The sequence below is a fragment of the Pseudodonghicola flavimaris genome, assembly GCF_030164425.1.
Lineage (GTDB): Bacteria > Pseudomonadota > Alphaproteobacteria > Rhodobacterales > Rhodobacteraceae > Pseudodonghicola > Pseudodonghicola flavimaris.
Genome location: NZ_JASNJD010000023.1, coordinates 47,546 through 63,484 on the forward strand (window position 1 = coordinate 47,546; position 15,939 = coordinate 63,484).

The following is a 15,939-nucleotide window of genomic DNA, read 5'->3' on the forward strand; positions in this document are numbered from 1 at the left end:
GAAACCGGGGGAAAGGGCATATTCAACCGAAAGGTTGACGATTGCCGGCAGCCGCAGCTAGGGGGCCCCATGGCCGATCCGCTCGATACCGTCTTTGCCGCCCTGGCCGACCCGACCCGTCGGGCGATCCTGGCCATGTTGCTGGAGGACGACATGGCGGTGACCGATGTGGCGGAGCCCTTCGAGATGTCGCTGGCGGCGATTTCCAAGCATCTGACCATCCTCAGCCGCGCCGGGCTGATCAGCCAGGAACGGCGCGGCCGGGTCAAATGGTGCAAGCTGGAACCCGACGCGCTGCGCGCCGCCAGCGTCTGGATGCAGGGCTTCGGCCAGTTCGAACCGGTGAACCTGGACGCCTTCGAGCGGTTCCTGGAGGTCGAGTTGAAGGAAGACGCGGAAAGCGGCGCCTAGCCGTCCTGCTCCAGCAGCAGGACCAACGCCACCACCGTCAACACGATGCCCACCAGCACCAACCCGGAGGGGGCGCCGTGGCCCAGAGCGATCTCCCACAGGATCACCCAGCTGGGGGTAAGATAGGTATAGGCCATCACCTTGGCCGCCGGCAGCCTGAGAGTTGCGAACTGCAGCAGAACGAAGGTGGCCGCGCTGGCGAAGATCGCCAGATAGAACAGCCCGATCCAGACGATCGGCGGCAGCGCCGCCCAGTCGGTGGCACGGATATCGGACCACCCGTAAAGCGTCAGCAGCAGAAAGCCCGCCAGCAGCATGCCGAAGGTGAAAATCACCGCCGGCTCGCCCCGGTTCAGCCGGCGCACCATCGGCGTATAGGCGGCATGGGCGATACAGCCGAGAAAATAGACCGCCTCGCCCTTGCCGATGTGAAAGGCCCGGGCGGTTTGCCAGTCGCCGTCGAAGATGACCCAGAGCGCACCGGCCGCGCCGATCGCCAGCGCCAGCGCCATCCGCGGGCTGGTCACCTGCCGCAGCAGCCACCAGCCGAACAGGCCAGTCAGGATCGGGGTCAGGGTGAAGACGGCGGCGGCGCTGACCGGAGCCGCGGTTTTCAGCCCCTCGAACATCAGCACGAAATAGGCGGCGAAGAGACCGCCCAGCACCAGATAGCGCCAAGGCGCGACAAAGGCCTGGCGCCGCATCTTGCCGGTGGCGGTGGCCAGCAAGCCGATCACCACCGCGGCGATGGCAAAGCGGGCCGCGTTGATCGCCGCCGGGGCAATCTGGTTGGCCACCTGCGCGCCGAGCGAGAAGGACCCCGCCACCAGCGCCGAAAAGCTCAGCATCGCCAGATGTCCCTGTACCCGCGGGCTCAGCCGCGGCGCCGGGCGTTCGGCCGCGCCGTTCATGCGCCGGCAGACCAGCTCTGGGCGCGGTCCTTGAGAAAGCGCAGGAAGCTCTGCACCTTGTTGGTGCGATGCAGGTCGACATGGGTCACCAGCCAGAGCGCGCCGGACCAGTCCGGCTGCGGCGGCATCAGCTGCACCAGCTCCGGGTGACGCTCGGCCTCCCAGACCGCCATGAAGCCGATGCCGGCGCCGGCCAGGATGGCCTGTTCCATCGCCTCGCCGCCATTGCAGCGGAAGGTCACCTGTTCCTGCGGGATATGGGCCTGCAGCCATTTGCTGAAAGGTGCGCGGGTGTCGGGATCGTCGTCGCCGACGAAGCGGTGCCGGGCGAAATCCTCCTCCCGCTCCGGCCGGCCATGCGCCGCGACATAGCTCTGCGCCGCATAGAGCGCGACCGGCATGTCCGAGAACCGCTGCACCACATTGTCGGGCTGATCGGGGGCGGAACCGGCGCGCACCGCCACATGCGCCTCACCGTATTCCAGGCGGAACAACCGCTCCCCGGTCAGGAAACGCACGATCAGCCCGGGGTGCAGGGCCTGGAACTCTGCCAGCACCGGCACCAGCATCGGCGACAGCGACGCCAGCGAGGTGACCACCAGCTCTCCGGTCACCTCGTCGCCCTGGCCTTTCAGCCGGCCGACCAGCTGGCTGAACTGATCGTCGGTGGCCTGCGCCACCCGCAGCAGATCCTGCCCCGCCTCGGTCGCGGTGTAACCGCGGGCATGGCGCTGGAAAAGCTTGACGCCCAGCCGGGTTTCCAGCGCGTCTATATGGCGGATCACGGTGGCATGATGCACGCCCAGCACCTCGGCGGCGCCGCTGACGGTGCCCATGCGCGCCACCTGATAGGCGGTGCGGATCTCATCCCAATTGTCGAGCTTCATATGTGCACCACATCACACTTCATGTGTAATCTCTTCAATTGTGTTCATTGGCGCAAGGCCTAATTCTGGTGGCAGAGGTAACACACTTTCCAGACCGGAGTCACATCCATGACCAAGATCCTTCGCATCGACAGCTCTATCAAGGGCGACGCATCCGTCTCGCACAAGCTGCTGGACCGCACCCTGGCCCGCCTGACCGCCGCCCATCCGGGCGCCGAGGTGGCCTCCCGCGATCTCTCCGCCGGCATCCCCGCTATCGACGGTGCCTGGATCGGCGCCATCTTCACCCCGGCCGCCGACCGCGACGCCGGTCAGGCCGAAATCGCCGCCTTCTCGGATACGCTGCTGGCCGAGGTCCGCGCCGCCGACACCCTGCTGATCGCGCTGCCCGTCTATAACTTCGGCGTCCCGGCGCAACTGAAGGCCTGGTTCGATCACCTCGGCCGCAACGGCGAAACCTTCCGCTATACCGAAGCCGGCCCCGAAGGCCTGCTGAAAGGCAAGCGCGCCTTCGTGGTCTTCACCTCAGACGGCACCCAGTTCGGCTCCGAGATCGACTTCGCCTCGGGCTGGGTCAAACAGATGCTGGGCTTCTTCGGCATCACCGACGTGCAGTTCGTCCATGCCGACCAGCTGGTGTTCGACGCCGAGGCGACGCTGAAAGCCGCCGAAGCCCAGATCGACGCCCTGGCCGTCTGAACATCGCCATCCGAACATGGCCCCTAACCGGGGCCAAAGGGCGGTTCTCACGCCACCACTCGACCGCCCGTCGCGGCGCGCCTCCTCACCGGGCGCGCCGCATCTGTTTCCAGCCCATGGCCGGCGCCCCCCCTGCGCTGCGGGCCACGGGGCGCCTTCCGCGGGCCTGCCAGCTTGACTCAGCGGCGCAAACCGCGTAACCGCTGCCCAAATCCGGAAGCCGACAGCCTTCCGGTCCCGGCGCCCGTGTCGGGATCGCCCCCCACCAGCGAGTTTCGCCCGTGGGGGCAAAAGCGTTTGCAAATCTCTCTGACGCGGCCCGGAGCGTTTGAGAATTGAACCGTCTCTTCCTACCTTGGGGGCGACACATGGAAACCGGCGAAGGAGGCCGAAGGCATGTTTGAAAATCTATCCGAACGCCTCTCCGGCGTCTTCGACCGGCTGACCAAGCAGGGCGCGCTGTCCGAAGAGGATGTGAAAACCGCCCTGCGCGAAGTCCGTGTCGCCCTGCTGGAAGCCGACGTATCGCTGCCGGTGGCGCGCGATTTCGTCAAGACGGTGCAGGATCAGGCCACCGGCCAGGCGGTGACCAAATCGGTCACCCCGGGCCAGCAGGTGGTCAAGATCGTCCATGACGCGCTCGTCGACGTGCTGCGCGGCGAGGGTGAAGCCGGCGCGCTGAAGATCGACACGCCGCCGGCGCCGATCCTGATGGTGGGCCTGCAGGGTTCGGGCAAGACCACCACCACCGCCAAGCTGGCCAAGCGCCTGAAGGAGCGGGATGGCAAGCGGGTGCTGATGGCCTCGCTCGACACCAACCGCCCGGCGGCCATGGAGCAGCTGCAGATCCTCGGCGCCCAGATCGGCGTCGACACCCTGCCGATCGTCAAGGGCGAGGATCCGGTCGCCATCGCCAAACGCGCCAAGACCCAGGCGAGCCTTGGCGGCTATGACGTCTATATGCTCGACACCGCCGGTCGGCTGCATATCGATCAGGAGCTGATCCAGCAGGCCGCCGATGTGCGCGACGTCGTCAACCCGCGTGAGACCCTGCTGGTGGTCGACGGCCTGACCGGTCAGGACGCGGTGAACGTCGCCACCGAATTCGACGACAAGATCGGCGTCACCGGCGTGGTGCTGACCCGGATGGACGGCGACGGTCGCGGCGGTGCTGCCCTGTCGATGCGCGCGGTCACCGGCAAGCCGATCCGCTTCGTCGGCCTGGGCGAGAAGATGGACGCGCTGGAGACCTTCGAGCCTGATCGCATCGCCGGCCGTATCCTCGGCATGGGCGACATCGTGGCGCTGGTCGAGAAGGCGCAGGAAACCATCGAGGCCGAGCAGGCCGAGAAGATGATGCGCCGCATGGTCAAGGGTCAGTTCAACATGAACGACCTGAGGATGCAGCTTGAGCAGATGCTCAAGATGGGCGGCATGGAAGGCATGATGTCGATGATGCCCGGCATGGGCAAGATGGCCAAGCAGGTCGAGGAGGCCGGCTTCGACGACAAGGTGATCAAGCGGCAGATCGCGCTGATCCAGTCGATGACCAAGAAGGAACGTGCCAACCCGCAACTGCTGCAGGCCAGTCGCAAGAAACGCATTGCCGCCGGCGCCGGGATGGAGGTGGCCGACCTCAACAAGCTTCTGAAGATGCATCGCCAGATGAGCGACATGATGAAGAAGATCGGCAAGATGGGCAAAGGCAAGATGCTGAAACAGGCCATGAAGGGCATGTTCGGCAAGGGCGGCGGCCTGCCCGCCGGCATGGACCCGTCGCAGATGGACCCCAAGGCGCTGGAAGCGGCGGCCAAGCAGCTGGGCGGCAAGATGCCGGGCGGCATGCCCGGCGGCCTGCCGGGACTGGGCGGCGGCATGGGCCTGCCCCCGGGTCTGAGCGGATTCGGCAAGAAGAAGTAAGCGGCAATGGCAATGACGATCAACACCCAGGCTTTCGGCGCAATGGCGCCCGGCCCGCGCCGGACGGGGGGCACCGCGCCCGCCTCCGCCGGGACGGTTCCGGTGCGCCGTGGGCCGGGCTCTGATCGTCAGGCTTGGGCAAGCCTGCCCAAGTCCCCCGCCACCTCGGTCACGACCGGGGCGCGCCCGAGCCTTGGCAAGGAGAGTGGCGCATGACCTCTTTCCTCATCCCCACGCTGGAAACCGACCGGCTGACCCTGCGTGCGCCGAAGCTCTCCGACTTCGAACGCTGGGCCGAGTTCTTCGCGACCGAACGCGCCCGATATGAGCGCGGGATCCTGTCGCGCGATCAGGCCTGGCGGGTCTGGGCCTCGGACGTGGCGATCTGGACCCTGCGTGGCTACGGCCCCTTCGGCATCGACGACCGCACCACCGGCCAGTATCTGGGCGAGGTCGGCATTTACGAGCCCGACGGCTATCCCGGCCCGGAACTGGGGTGGTTCGTGGTGCCCGAAGCCGAGGGCAAGGGCATCGCGTCTGAGGCTGCCCGGGCGGTCATGCTCTGGGCCCGGCGTAATTTCGGCTGGGACGAGGTCACAAATATCATCGATCCCAACAACGACCGGTCCATCGCGCTCGGCCTGCGGCTTGGCGGGGTGATCGACCCCGACCGGGCGGGCGAAGATCCGGGCGATGTGGTGATCGTCCATGATCTCAGGGGGTTGGCATGAGCTATACGCTGACCATTCCGACGCTGGAGACCGACCGGCTGATCCTGCGCGCGCCCGGGCGTCAGGACTTCGGCCCCTTCGCCGAATTCTACGCCAGCCCGCGCGCCGATTTCGTCGGCGGCCCGCTGACGGCGGAAGGCGCCTGGCGCATGCTGGCGATGGAGATCGGCCACTGGACGCTGAAGGGCTTCGGCCGCTGGACCGTCACCGTCAAGGGCAGCGACAAGGCCGTCGGCATGGTCGGCCTGTTCGAGCCCGAAGGCTGGCCGGAGCCGGAGATCGGCTGGGATCTGTTCAACGGCCACGAGGGCAAGGGCTATGCCACCGAGGCCGGCGCCGCGGCGCGGACCTATGCCTATACCGTGCTGGGCCTGCACACGGTGATCAGCCTGGTGAAACCCGCCAATGTCGGCTCTGCCAGGGTCGCCCAGAGGCTCGGCGCCCGGCATGACGGCGACTTCGTGCACGAACGCCACGGGCCGATGCAGATCTGGCGCCACCCCGGCCCGGACGATCTGACCGACGGCGGCATGGAGGCCTACGCATGACGCCGATGAGCCTGCCCATCCCGGTGATCGAGACCGACCGGCTGGTACTGCGTGGCCCGGTCGAGAGCGATTTCGACGCCCATGCCGCGCTGATGGCCTCCGAGCGTAGCCGCTTCATCGGCGGGCCGCAGGACCGCGCCATCGCCTGGCGCGGCTTTTCCGGCTCCATCGGGCATTGGGTGCTGCGCGGCTACGGCATGTGGGTGATCGCCGACAAGGCGGACGACACGCCGCTGGGCCGGGTCGGCTTCATCAACGCCGATGGCTGGGACGAACCGGAACTGGGCTGGCATCTCTATGAGAGCGCCGAAGGCCAGGGCGTGGCCCATGAGGCTGCCCTGGCCGCGCGCGCCTATGGCGCGGCGCAGTTCGGGCTCGACGGGGTGATCTCCTATATCGATCCGGCCAACCTGCGGTCGCAAGCGCTCGCCGCCCGCCTGGGCGCCGAAATCGAACGCGATGGCGAAGTGATGGGCCATGCCTGCCAGGTCTGGCGCCACCCGAAGCAGGAGGCGCTCTGATGCCCCTGTCCTTCTCCCCTTCCAGCATTCCGGTGATCGAAACCGAGCGGCTGATCCTGCGCGGGCCGGAGCCGCAGGACTACCCGAATTTCAAGGCCACCTTCACCAGCTATCGCGCCCGCTTCATGGGCGGTCCGCTGAATCCTTACGAATCCTGGATGCTCTACGCGGCCGAGATCGGGCATTGGCAGATCCGCGGCTTTGGCATGTGGATGATCCACGACCGCGACACCGACGAGACCTGCGGCATGGCCGGCGGCTGGAAACCGGCGATGTGGCCCGAGGCCGAGATCGCCTGGGTGATCTGGCCCGGCAAGGCAGGCCGCGGCATCGCGCTGGAGGCCACCCATGCGGTGCGCGGCTACCTCTACGGGGCGCTCGGCTGGGACACGGCGGTCAGCTATATCGACCCCAAGAACCTCGATTCGATCCGGCTGGCCGAACGGCTGGGCGCGGTGAAGGACCCCGATGCCACGCCGGTCGACGGCAGCGATACCGTCTATCGCCACCCCGCCCCCGCCGCGCTGGCCGGCACCCAGCTGGCGCATGGGATCGAGATGGAGATCGGCCATTACGCCGACCCGCTGTTCAAACCGAAAGGATGGGCCATTGACTGACGCCGCCAACGACGACGCCGCCCGCGCCGCCGCGCTGCTGCGGGAACACCGCGAAAGCATCGACCGGCTCGATGCGATCCTGGTCTATACCCTTGGCGAGCGGTTCAAGCACACCCAGGCGGTGGGCAAGCTCAAGGCCGAACACGACCTTCCCCCGTCCGATCCCGCCCGCGAGGCGCTGCAGATCGCACGGCTCGAAGACCTGGCGAAAAAGGCCGATCTGGACCCCGAATTCGCCAAGGCTTTCCTCAATTTCATCATTGAGGAAGTCATCCGCCACCACAAGAAACACCAAGAATAACCGGACAATATCCGGTCAACGCCATCAAAGGAGAAACCACAATGGCAATGAAAATCCGTCTGGCCCGCGGTGGGTCGAAAAAACGCCCCTTCTACCGCATCGTCGCCGCTGATAGCCGCATGGCCCGCGATGGCCGCTTCATCGAGAAGCTGGGCACCTACAACCCGCTGCTGCCGAAAGACAGCGAAGAGCGCGTGAAGATGGACCTGGACGCCGTCAAAGCCTGGCTTGAAAAAGGCGCCCAGCCGACCGACCGCGTCGCCCGCATGCTGGAAGCCGCCGGCGTTCTGGAAAAGAAAACCCGGAACAACCCGAAGAAAGCCGTCCCGGGCAAGAAAGCTCAGGACCGCGCCGAGGAGAAAGCTGCCAAGGCCGCCGAAGCTGCCGAAGCCGCAGCTGCTCCGGCCGAAGAGTAAGGCCGTGGCGCCGCGGGATCCGGAATTCTCTGCCGAATTTCGCGGCCAGCTCGATCTGTTGATGCGGTTCCGGCGCGACGTGCGCCGGTTTCGCCGCGATCCCGTGGACGAGGCAGTGCTGACGCGCTGCCTCGCTGCATTTCAGCTCGCCCCTTCCGTCGGGCTGAGCGAACCCTGGCGCATCCTGCGGATCGACAGCAACACCGCCCGCGCCGCCGCCCTGCAGAATTTCCAGGACGCCAACGCCCGGGCTCTGGCCGGATACGATGGCGACCGCGCCGCGCTCTACAGCCGTCTCAAGCTGTCGGGCATGCAGGAGGCGCCGGTGCAATTCGCGCTCTATTGCGACGAGACCAGCGATCAGGGGCACGGTCTGGGCGCCGGCACCATGCCGGAGATGCGCCGCTATTCCGTGGTGGCCGCACTCACCCTCTTCTGGCTGCGGCTGCGCGCCGAGGGTCTGGGGCTGGGTTGGGTCTCGGTGCTCGATCCCAACCGGCTCAACCGCGATCTGGCGGCGCCGGAGGGTTGGGCCTTGATCGGATATTTTTGCCTCGGCTATCCCGAAGATGTATCACAAACCCCGGAACTCGAAGAACAGGGCTGGGAACGGCGTCGCGCCGACCTGCCCATAGACACCCGCTGAGGCCCCATGACGAAATCGGCTGTTGAAGATCTGGTCTGTGTCGGCACCGTCGCCGGCGCCTTTGGCGTGCGCGGCGAAGTCCGGCTGAAAAGCTATTGCGCCAATCCCGAGGATATCGAACTGTACAGCCCGCTGCTGACCGAAGACGGTAGCCAGAGCTTTCCCGTGGTGCTCACCCGCAGTATCAAGAACGGCTTTGCCGCCCGGCTCGGCGGGGTGGAAACCAAGGACGACGCCGACACCCTGCGCGGGGTGTCGCTGTTCGCCCCGCGTGACCGTCTGCCGGCGCTGCCTGAGGACGAGTTCTATTATTCCGACCTGATCGGGCTCGAGGTGCTGGACACCGGCGGCACATCGCTGGGCCGGGTCAAGGACGTGCAGAACCACGGTGCTGGCGACCTACTGGAGCTGCAGGTGCCCGGCCAGTCCGCCACCGTGCTGATGCCCTTTACCCGCGCCGTCGTGCCGACCGTCGATCTGGAGGCCGGCCGGCTGATCGCCGATCCGCCCGAGGGGCTGTTCTGATGCGGCGCGAGCACGACCATCGGGCAACGGCCCCGACGGTCGTGCCCGCGCCGGCAGACCGGGGCAGAAGCCCATGCGGGTGATCTGCCATGCCGGGTTTCACAAGACCGGCACCACCACGCTGCAACAGGGCCTGGCGCTGAACCGCGACGCACTCTCGCGCCATCTGCGACTGGTGCCCCGGGGCCGCAGCGCCGCCGCCGGCCGCACCGCCCGGGCCTGGTCCGAGGCACGCGATCCGCTGGAAATGGCGCTCTTCCGGTATGAGCTGGCAGTGCTGATGACCCGCTGGAACCGTCGCGATCCGCGCCCCATCATGCTGAGCGCCGAGGATCTGGCCGGCCATATGCCGGGACGCCACGGCGTCGCCGATTACGGCGCCGCGCCGGCGCTGATGCAGGCGGTCGTCGCCACGCTGGCAGAGATCGCACCGGAAGCGGAGCCGGTGTTCTATTTCTCCACCCGCGCGCCGGAGGCCTGGCTTGCCAGCTGTCACGCCCAGCATCTGCGCGCCACGCGGATGCGGCTGGATGCCGACAGCTTCGCCGAACGCCATCGCGCCGCCGCCGATTTGCCCGCGATGGTGGCGCAGATCGCCGAGGCGGTGGCCCCCGTCCCGGTGCATCACACCGCGCTGGAGCAGAGCCGTGACCGTGCGCTGGGACCGCTCGACCCGCTGCTCGATCTCTGCGACCTGCCGCCAGCGGCAAGGGCCGGGCTGATCGCGCCGCCCATGGCCAACCGCGCAGCGCCCGCCGATTGCACCGCAGCGTTGTTGCGGCTGAACCGCAGCGACCGCGACGATGCCGAGGTGCATGCCGCGAAACAGGCGCTGCTGGCGGCGCTGCCCTGATGCCCCGCGCCATCGTCATCCACGCCGGGTTTCACAAGACCGGCACCTCGACGCTGCAACAGGTTCTCAAGCACAACCGGGCGGCGCTGAAACCCCATGTCCGGCCGCTGCTCGGCCCCGAGATGCCCGAGGTGCTGCGCGCCGCCCGTGGCTTCTCCACCTGGCGCGATCCCTTCAGTCTGGACAAATTCGCCCACCGGTTCCGCGACCGGCTGGCGCGCCTGCCCGGCATGCCGCGACGGGTGCTGTGCCTGTCGGCGGAGGAGCTTTCGGGCCATCTGCCCGGGCGCGAAGGTATCCCGGATTATGGCGCCGCCCCGATCCTGGCCGCCGAGATGGCCCGCATCGTGACAGAACTGCACCCTGGCACGCCCCTGCGGTATGTGCTGGGCCTGCGCCAGCCTGAACCGTGGCTGCGCAGCGCCTATTGGGAACATGTGAAATCCTCCTCGATGACGCGGGACTGGGACGATTTCGCCCGCACCACCCGCCCCGGCGCCGATCTGGAGGCCGCGGCCGATGCCGTGGCCGCCGCCCTGCCCTGCCCGCTGACCCGGATCCGGCTGGAGGACTGCGCCGGCCAGCCGCTCGGCCCGGCGGCGCCGCTGCTGCGGCTGTGTGAGCTGCCGGAACCGGCACTGGCCGCCCTGACCCCGGTGCCCCCGGCCAATACCCGGGCCGGCGACGCGGTTCTGCTTGAACTTCTGGCCGCCAACCGCGATTACACCGACCGCGACGCCCGCAAGGCCGCGAAACGCGCCATCCTCAAGGCCGCGCAGGAGAATGCCCGTGACTGACGACACCCCCGCCGACACCGCCGGCAAGACCCCGGAGAACGCCCCCGAGCCGACCTCGAGCCAATCGCCGGGCCGCTCGCTGGGCCGGATGAGCATCCGCCCATCGCTGAAACCGCGCGAACTGATGTCGCCGACACCGGATCTGCACGGGGTCTGGAAGGCGAAGATCATCACCCTGTTCCCGGGCGCCTTCCCCGGGGTGCTGGGCGAAAGCCTGACCGGCAAGGCGCTGCAGCAGGGTCTGTGGCAGCTTGAGACGCTCGATCTGCGGCAATACGGCATCGGCAAACACCGCAATGTCGACGACACCCCCGCCGGCGGCGGCGCCGGCATGGTGCTGCGTGCCGATGTTCTGGGCCCCGCGATCGAGGCGGCGATGGCCTACACCACCCCGCGCTGGCCGCTGATCTACCTGTCGCCTCGGGGCCGGCGGATGGATCAGGCGATGATGCGCGACCTGGCCCGCGCCGATGGGGTGACGCTGATCTGCGGCCGGTTCGAGGGTGTCGACGAACGGGTGCTGCAGCATTACGGCGTGCAGGAGGTTTCCCTCGGCGATTTCGTCATGACCGGTGGCGAGATCGCCGCCCAGGCGCTGATCGACGCCACCGTGCGGCTGCTGCCCGGGGTGCTGGGCAACCAGGCCTCGACCGAGGAGGAGAGCTTCTCCGCCGGGCTGCTGGAACATCCGCAATACACCCGCCCGGCCGAATGGCAGGGCCGCCCCATCCCCGAGGTGCTGATGTCCGGCCATCACGGCCGCATCGCCGACTGGCGCCGCCAGACCGCCGAAGAGATCACCCGCGCCCGCCGCCCCGATCTCTGGGCCGCCTATCGCGACGAAACCGGGACGGAGTGAGCGCCACCGCCGCGACAGTGCAGCTGGTGCATTGCAGCGCCGGCCATCCTCGGGAATAGTTAGCGCAACATGAACGCTGGTTTATTCGGAGGTTGCGCCATGGCTGGCAAATTCGAGCTCTACAAGGACAACGCGGGGGAATTCCGATTCCGCCTGAAGGCCGGCAACGGCGAGAACATCCTGGCCAGCGAAGGCTACAAGCAGCGCGCCAGCGCCGAGAACGGCATCGAGTCGGTTCGCAAGAACGCCCCCGAGGACGCGCGCTACGAGCGCAAGGAAACCGCCGCCGGCAAGTTCATGTTCAACCTGAAGGCCACGAACGGCCAGGTGATCGGCACCAGCCAGAGCTATACCAGCGCCTCGGGCCGCGACAACGGCATCGAGTCGGTGAAAAACAACGCCCCCGAGGCCACGCTGGTCGACCTGACCGACGCCTGAGCCGGGCGCGGCGGCGCCGCCGCAGCGGAGCTGCCCCGAAATTCCGTGACATCCGGGGGAGTCCAGCCTGCAACAGGCTTGCAATAACGGCCTGGCTCCCCTAAACGGACGCTGCCTGACCGGGGTCTCCCGACTCAGGCATTTTGTCGTTTTCCGGGACACCGGCGGGTTCTTCTCCGCCACCGTCGCAACCGGGGCGGCGCAACCGACAAGTCAAAGTCGACCTGATCTCTGGCGGGCGCCCGATCCTTCGGGACAGGCGGACCCGATGAAGACCGAGAGCTCTGAGGACGCGCAAACCTTCGTGGAGCAACCACGAGCCTATCAGGAGAAGCTGCGATGGATCTGATCGCACAGCTCGAGGCGGAACAGATTGCCGCCCTGGGGAAAGACATCCCCGATTTCAAAGCCGGCGACACCGTGCGCGTCGGTTACAAGGTGACCGAAGGGACCCGTACCCGGGTGCAGAACTACGAAGGCGTCTGCATCAGCCGCAAGAACGGCGAAGGCATCGCCGGATCGTTCACCGTCCGCAAGATTTCCTTCGGTGAAGGCGTGGAACGGATGTTCCCGCTCTACTCGACCAACATCGAGAGCATCACCGTCGTGCGCCGTGGCCGTGTCCGCCGTGCGAAACTGTACTACCTGCGTTCGCGTCGCGGCAAATCCGCCCGGATCGCAGAGGTCACCAACTACAAACCCAAATCGGCTGGCGCCGAGGCGTAAGGAGCGGAGCGATGAAAAAAGACATCCATCCCGATTACCACCTGATCGACGTCAAGATGACCGATGGCACCGTCATCCAGATGAAATCCACCTGGGGCGCCGAAGGCGACCAGCTGGCCCTGGACATCGACCCCTCGGTGCACCCGGCCTGGACCGGCGGCACCTCGCGCCTGCTGGACGCCGGCGGCCGCGTGTCGAAGTTCAAGAAGAAATACGAAGGCTTGGGTTTCTGATCCAGCCGCCCTTCGGAGCGTTGCGGACGCCGTCGCTGAGATCCAGCGGCGGCGTTTTGCGTTGCGGCCGGGCGCGTCGGGGGCGCTGCCCCCCTCGCCTGCGGCGAGTCCCCCGGGATATTTGCGCCCAGGTCGAAGGGGGCGACCGCGCAAATTTCACGCATCGCGCAGGCTTTGACGTCCTTAGGGGTTTTTCTTGCAAAAGCCCCAATATATTGTATCCGGCAAGGGAATTCAGAGCCTAACAAGGGCCGGAAAGCGGAACGATGGCGCATATTATCGTAATCGGGAACGAAAAGGGCGGGGCGGGGAAATCCACCGTCTCGATGCATGTGGCGACCGCGCTGGCGCGGCTGGGCAAGACGGTCAACGTGCTGGATCTGGATCTGCGCCAGCGCACCCTGTCGCGCTATGTCGAAAATCGCAGCGCCTTCATGGCGAAGTCCGATGTGACGCTGCCGACGGTGCATCTGCACCCGCTGCCGGAAATCGATCCGGCGACGCTGACGCCGGGCGAGAATGTCTATGATCACCGGCTGTCGGCGGCGATCGCCGGGTTGGAGGCGGGATCGGATTTCATCCTGATCGACTGCCCCGGATCGCACACCCGGCTGAGCCAGGTGGCCCATTCCCTGGCCGATACGCTGATCACGCCGCTGAACGACAGTTTCATCGATTTCGACCTGCTGGCGCGCACCGACGAGAGCGGCGAGAAGATCCTGGGGCCTTCGGTCTATTCCGAGATGGTCTGGAATGCCCGGCAGCTGCGGGCGCAGGCCGGGCTGAAGCCGATCGACTGGATCGTGCTGCGCAACCGCGTCGGCACCCAGCGCATGGTCAACAAGGAGAAGATGGAGCGCGCCGTGACGATGCTGTCGAACCGCATCGGGTTCCGCGTGGCACCCGGGTTTTCCGAACGGGTGATCTTCCGCGAGCTGTTCCCGCGCGGGCTGACGCTGCTCGACCTCAAGGACATCGGGGTGCGGCAGCTGAACATTTCCAACATCGCAGCGCGGCAGGAGCTGCGCGACATGATGAAGGCGCTGAAACTGCCGGGGGTCGAAGTCAAGTTCTGACCCGCCTCAGACCCCGCCGTCGGGCCAGATGGTGTAGAGTTCCTGCGGCTTAGAGATGCCGCGCAGCACATAGCGGCCGAGCGAGACCAGATCATGTTTGCCGGCGCGGGCGACATCGAACACCGGCTCGGTCAGGATCACCCGCCGGCCCAGCGCTCGGTGCATTTCGGCGACCCGCGCGGTCAGGTTGACGGCAGGGCCGATCACGGTAAAATCCAGCCGGTCCTCGCCACCGATATTGCCGTAATAGAGCTGGCCGGCATGCAGCGCGAAGGTGCAGCGCGCCACCGGCAGCCCGTCGCGTTCGCGGTTCCGGTTGGCACGGGCGACCCGATCGCTGAGAACGGTGACCATATCGAGCGCGGCGCAGGCGGCATCGCGCGGGTCGGGGTGATCGAACATCGCCAGAAGCCCGTCGCCCATGAACTTCAGCACATTGCCGCCGCGCTCCTGGATCGCGGTGACCGCCAGCCCGTGATAGGCGTTGAGCATGGCGATCATCTCCGGCCCCGGGATCTGTTCGGCCAGCGAGGTGAAGCCGCTGAGGTCGAACAGGCAGACGACGGCGTCGAGCTCTTCGACCGAGCCGCGCTGGATCTCGCCCGACAGCACCCGCTGACCGGCATCCCGCCCCAGGTAGACCTGCAGCAGATCCTGCGCCATGCGGCGGTTCGCGGTCGCCTTCAGCGCCAGCCCCAGCGGCGGCAGGGTGCAGCGAATCAGGCTCAGGTCCTGCTCGGAAAACCCCTGCGGGGCGTCGGTCGTGTAAGACGCCAGCATCCCCTGTTTCGTGTTGTCGGGGTCGACATAATTCGAGGCGGGCGGCTTTTCGAAGAACAGGCCCGTCGCGAAATAGTCAGTGCCGCCCTGCTCCTTCAGATCGCGCAGGATCGGAAACCGGTCTTCATCGACAGCGTCATCGAGATGCGCGCGAAATTCCATCTCGCCGCTTTTCAGCAGGTGATAGAGCGGGCTCTTGAGCCACGGCACCGGCGGCTCCACCCCATGTGCATAGCGCTCAAGAGAGATATTGCCGCCATCGCGCAACCAGTCGAAGCCGATGCCGCCGAACCGCGGGTGCAACGCCCGCTGCGCCACATGCAGCCGCATCAGCGGCAGACCGAAGCTCACCAGTTTCTCGCAATAGCCGGTGAGCAGATCTTCGCGCGCGGTGCCATCCAGCCCCCGGTCGACCAACCAGGCGGACAGGGCAGAGACAGGCGGCAGGGAGGAATCGGTGTCGGACATCACAGGGCTTTGCGCAAAGCGGAGAAAGGTTTCAACACCTTATAGAATGACGCGCGAAATTCCGCAGTCTAGCCCCGATCGGCAAGCTGACGCAGCATACGCCGCAACAGGGCCTGATCCTCGGGACTGAACCGCGCCGCCAGCTGCGCGTCGTAGTCGCGCGCAACCCCGCTCAGATCGCGATAGGCCGCCTCGCCGGCCGGGGTCAGCTGCAGGATTTCCGAGCGCCGGTCGGCCTCGTCCGGGCTGCGGGTCAGGAACCGGCGCTCCTCCAGCCGGCGCACCGCGCGGCTGATCTTGGTCTTGTGAACCCGGGCCCGGTCGCCGATGTCCTTGGCCGTCATCCTGCCGTACATGCCCAGATGCGACAGCACCCGCCATTCGGTGCGCAGCATCCCGTAGCGCCCCTTATAGACGTTCTGGAACGCCAGAGAGGCCTCCTCCGCCGCCTGGTTCAACAGGAACGGCAGGAAGCTGGCAAGGTCGAAAGAGTCGGACTCCTCACCCGGATTTGTCAAATTTTCCTCCATCCTATATTGTTAGTTACAAAATCAACTAATAGGCAACAAGCATCAA

Annotated in this window: 22 protein-coding genes; 18 read left to right on the top strand and 4 right to left on the bottom strand. The window is 66.7% G+C overall.

Translation table 11 applies throughout. The annotated features are described in order from the left end of the window. Positions 1–69: 69 nt before the first annotated feature. Positions 70–411, top strand: a complete 342-nt coding sequence (locus tag QO033_RS21485) for an ArsR/SmtB family transcription factor (protein ID WP_284482952.1) — start codon at positions 70–72, stop codon at positions 409–411. On the opposite strand, the gene QO033_RS21490 is transcribed toward QO033_RS21485, so the two are convergent. Together QO033_RS21490 and QO033_RS21495 are read right to left on the bottom strand one after the other, a co-directional pair. After that, positions 408–1,322 (bottom strand): DMT family transporter, encoded by a 915-nt coding sequence (locus QO033_RS21490; protein WP_407682137.1) that lies wholly within the window; start codon positions 1,320–1,322, stop codon positions 408–410. The two genes, QO033_RS21485 and QO033_RS21490, sit on opposite strands and share 4 nt — an antisense overlap. Further along, positions 1,319–2,209, bottom strand: coding sequence for a LysR family transcriptional regulator (locus QO033_RS21495; protein ID WP_284482953.1), 891 nt, complete (start codon positions 2,207–2,209; stop codon positions 1,319–1,321). Before QO033_RS21495 ends, QO033_RS21490 begins: the two co-directional genes overlap by 4 nt. Positions 2,210–2,317: 108 nt before the next feature. Between QO033_RS21495 and QO033_RS21500 the strand changes: the two genes are divergently transcribed. The 17 genes from QO033_RS21500 (at position 2,318) to QO033_RS21580 (ending at position 14,115) form a co-directional block, all read left to right on the top strand. After that, positions 2,318–2,908 carry an FMN-dependent NADH-azoreductase gene (locus tag QO033_RS21500; RefSeq protein ID WP_284482954.1) on the top strand — a complete coding sequence of 197 codons (591 nt, stop codon included), beginning with the start codon at positions 2,318–2,320 and terminating at the stop codon, positions 2,906–2,908. A 396-nt stretch (positions 2,909–3,304) separates the two neighbouring features. Next, on the top strand, positions 3,305–4,828 hold the full coding sequence (gene ffh, locus QO033_RS21505) for a signal recognition particle protein (RefSeq protein ID WP_284482955.1): 1,524 nt from the start codon (positions 3,305–3,307) through the stop codon (positions 4,826–4,828). A gap of 212 nt (positions 4,829–5,040) precedes the next feature. Beyond that, the gene (locus QO033_RS21510; protein ID WP_284482956.1) at positions 5,041–5,559 is read left to right on the top strand and encodes a GNAT family N-acetyltransferase; all 519 of its coding nucleotides are present in this window, start codon (positions 5,041–5,043) and stop codon (positions 5,557–5,559) included. Further along, complete coding sequence (locus QO033_RS21515; RefSeq protein WP_284482957.1) at positions 5,556–6,107, top strand: GNAT family N-acetyltransferase; 552 nt, start codon at positions 5,556–5,558, stop codon at positions 6,105–6,107. Before QO033_RS21510 ends, QO033_RS21515 begins: the two co-directional genes overlap by 4 nt. Further along, positions 6,104–6,628, top strand: a complete 525-nt coding sequence (locus QO033_RS21520) for a GNAT family N-acetyltransferase (RefSeq protein ID WP_284482958.1) — start codon at positions 6,104–6,106, stop codon at positions 6,626–6,628. Before QO033_RS21515 ends, QO033_RS21520 begins: the two co-directional genes overlap by 4 nt. Further along, positions 6,628–7,245, top strand: a complete 618-nt coding sequence (locus QO033_RS21525) for a GNAT family N-acetyltransferase (RefSeq protein WP_284482959.1) — start codon at positions 6,628–6,630, stop codon at positions 7,243–7,245. The genes QO033_RS21520 and QO033_RS21525 overlap by 1 nt, the downstream gene beginning before the upstream one ends. Then, positions 7,238–7,546 carry a chorismate mutase gene (locus QO033_RS21530; RefSeq protein ID WP_284482960.1) on the top strand — a complete coding sequence of 103 codons (309 nt, stop codon included), beginning with the start codon at positions 7,238–7,240 and terminating at the stop codon, positions 7,544–7,546. The genes QO033_RS21525 and QO033_RS21530 overlap by 8 nt, the downstream gene beginning before the upstream one ends. A 41-nt stretch (positions 7,547–7,587) precedes the next feature. Further along, on the top strand, positions 7,588–7,962 hold the full coding sequence (rpsP, locus tag QO033_RS21535) for a 30S ribosomal protein S16 (RefSeq protein WP_284482961.1): 375 nt from the start codon (positions 7,588–7,590) through the stop codon (positions 7,960–7,962). Between the two features lie 4 nt (positions 7,963–7,966). Beyond that, positions 7,967–8,608, top strand: coding sequence for a 5,6-dimethylbenzimidazole synthase (gene bluB, locus QO033_RS21540; protein WP_284482962.1), 642 nt, complete (start codon positions 7,967–7,969; stop codon positions 8,606–8,608). Between the two features lie 6 nt (positions 8,609–8,614). After that, positions 8,615–9,133: a ribosome maturation factor RimM gene (gene rimM, locus QO033_RS21545; RefSeq protein ID WP_284482963.1), complete on the top strand. Its 519-nt coding sequence runs from the start codon at positions 8,615–8,617 to the stop codon at positions 9,131–9,133. Between the two features lie 73 nt (positions 9,134–9,206). Next, positions 9,207–9,986, top strand: a complete 780-nt coding sequence (locus tag QO033_RS21550; RefSeq protein WP_284482964.1) for a hypothetical protein — start codon at positions 9,207–9,209, stop codon at positions 9,984–9,986. Further along, positions 9,986–10,783, top strand: coding sequence for a hypothetical protein (locus QO033_RS21555; RefSeq protein ID WP_284482965.1), 798 nt, complete (start codon positions 9,986–9,988; stop codon positions 10,781–10,783). The genes QO033_RS21550 and QO033_RS21555 overlap by 1 nt, the downstream gene beginning before the upstream one ends. Before the next feature lie 88 nt (positions 10,784–10,871). After that, the gene (trmD, locus tag QO033_RS21560) at positions 10,872–11,642 is read left to right on the top strand and encodes a tRNA (guanosine(37)-N1)-methyltransferase TrmD (protein WP_284483002.1); all 771 of its coding nucleotides are present in this window, start codon (positions 10,872–10,874) and stop codon (positions 11,640–11,642) included. Between the two features lie 99 nt (positions 11,643–11,741). Continuing rightward, positions 11,742–12,080: a YegP family protein gene (locus QO033_RS21565; protein WP_284482966.1), complete on the top strand. Its 339-nt coding sequence runs from the start codon at positions 11,742–11,744 to the stop codon at positions 12,078–12,080. Between the two features lie 339 nt (positions 12,081–12,419). Then, complete coding sequence (gene rplS / locus QO033_RS21570; protein ID WP_284482967.1) at positions 12,420–12,806, top strand: 50S ribosomal protein L19; 387 nt, start codon at positions 12,420–12,422, stop codon at positions 12,804–12,806. An 11-nt stretch (positions 12,807–12,817) separates the two neighbouring features. Continuing rightward, on the top strand, positions 12,818–13,039 hold the full coding sequence (gene rpmE, locus QO033_RS21575) for a 50S ribosomal protein L31 (RefSeq protein WP_284482968.1): 222 nt from the start codon (positions 12,818–12,820) through the stop codon (positions 13,037–13,039). A gap of 266 nt (positions 13,040–13,305) precedes the next feature. Further along, complete coding sequence (locus QO033_RS21580; RefSeq protein WP_284482969.1) at positions 13,306–14,115, top strand: division plane positioning ATPase MipZ; 810 nt, start codon at positions 13,306–13,308, stop codon at positions 14,113–14,115. A gap of 6 nt (positions 14,116–14,121) precedes the next feature. Here QO033_RS21580 and QO033_RS21585 read toward each other — a convergent pair whose 3' ends face one another. Further along, positions 14,122–15,363 (bottom strand): adenylate/guanylate cyclase domain-containing protein, encoded by a 1,242-nt coding sequence (locus QO033_RS21585; protein ID WP_284482970.1) that lies wholly within the window; start codon positions 15,361–15,363, stop codon positions 14,122–14,124. A 68-nt stretch (positions 15,364–15,431) separates the two neighbouring features. Then, entirely contained in the window at positions 15,432–15,881 is a 450-nt protein-coding gene (locus tag QO033_RS21590; protein ID WP_284482971.1) for a MarR family winged helix-turn-helix transcriptional regulator, read from the bottom strand. Positions 15,882–15,939: the final 58 nt, after the last annotated feature.

Bases quoted from the DNA above. Each gene is read 5' to 3' on its own strand.
- QO033_RS21490 (WP_407682137.1), bottom strand. From the start codon at position 1,322: ATGAACGGCGCGGCCGAACGCCCGGCGCCGCGGCTGAGCCCGCGGGTA.
- rpmE (WP_284482968.1), top strand. From the start codon at position 12,818: ATGAAAAAAGACATCCATCCCGATTACCACCTGATCGACGTCAAGATG.
- QO033_RS21550 (WP_284482964.1), top strand. From the start codon at position 9,207: ATGCGGGTGATCTGCCATGCCGGGTTTCACAAGACCGGCACCACCACG.
- QO033_RS21525 (WP_284482959.1), top strand. From the start codon at position 6,628: ATGCCCCTGTCCTTCTCCCCTTCCAGCATTCCGGTGATCGAAACCGAG.
- QO033_RS21520 (WP_284482958.1), top strand. From the start codon at position 6,104: ATGACGCCGATGAGCCTGCCCATCCCGGTGATCGAGACCGACCGGCTG.
- rpsP (WP_284482961.1), top strand. From the start codon at position 7,588: ATGGCAATGAAAATCCGTCTGGCCCGCGGTGGGTCGAAAAAACGCCCC.
- trmD (WP_284483002.1), top strand. From the start codon at position 10,872: ATGAGCATCCGCCCATCGCTGAAACCGCGCGAACTGATGTCGCCGACA.
- QO033_RS21555 (WP_284482965.1), top strand. From the start codon at position 9,986: ATGCCCCGCGCCATCGTCATCCACGCCGGGTTTCACAAGACCGGCACC.
- QO033_RS21515 (WP_284482957.1), top strand. From the start codon at position 5,556: ATGAGCTATACGCTGACCATTCCGACGCTGGAGACCGACCGGCTGATC.
- QO033_RS21585 (WP_284482970.1), bottom strand. From the start codon at position 15,363: ATGTCCGACACCGATTCCTCCCTGCCGCCTGTCTCTGCCCTGTCCGCC.
- QO033_RS21485 (WP_284482952.1), top strand. From the start codon at position 70: ATGGCCGATCCGCTCGATACCGTCTTTGCCGCCCTGGCCGACCCGACC.
- QO033_RS21565 (WP_284482966.1), top strand. From the start codon at position 11,742: ATGGCTGGCAAATTCGAGCTCTACAAGGACAACGCGGGGGAATTCCGA.
- QO033_RS21510 (WP_284482956.1), top strand. From the start codon at position 5,041: ATGACCTCTTTCCTCATCCCCACGCTGGAAACCGACCGGCTGACCCTG.
- rimM (WP_284482963.1), top strand. From the start codon at position 8,615: ATGACGAAATCGGCTGTTGAAGATCTGGTCTGTGTCGGCACCGTCGCC.
- ffh (WP_284482955.1), top strand. From the start codon at position 3,305: ATGTTTGAAAATCTATCCGAACGCCTCTCCGGCGTCTTCGACCGGCTG.
- QO033_RS21495 (WP_284482953.1), bottom strand. From the start codon at position 2,209: ATGAAGCTCGACAATTGGGATGAGATCCGCACCGCCTATCAGGTGGCG.
- rplS (WP_284482967.1), top strand. From the start codon at position 12,420: ATGGATCTGATCGCACAGCTCGAGGCGGAACAGATTGCCGCCCTGGGG.
- QO033_RS21500 (WP_284482954.1), top strand. From the start codon at position 2,318: ATGACCAAGATCCTTCGCATCGACAGCTCTATCAAGGGCGACGCATCC.
- QO033_RS21580 (WP_284482969.1), top strand. From the start codon at position 13,306: ATGGCGCATATTATCGTAATCGGGAACGAAAAGGGCGGGGCGGGGAAA.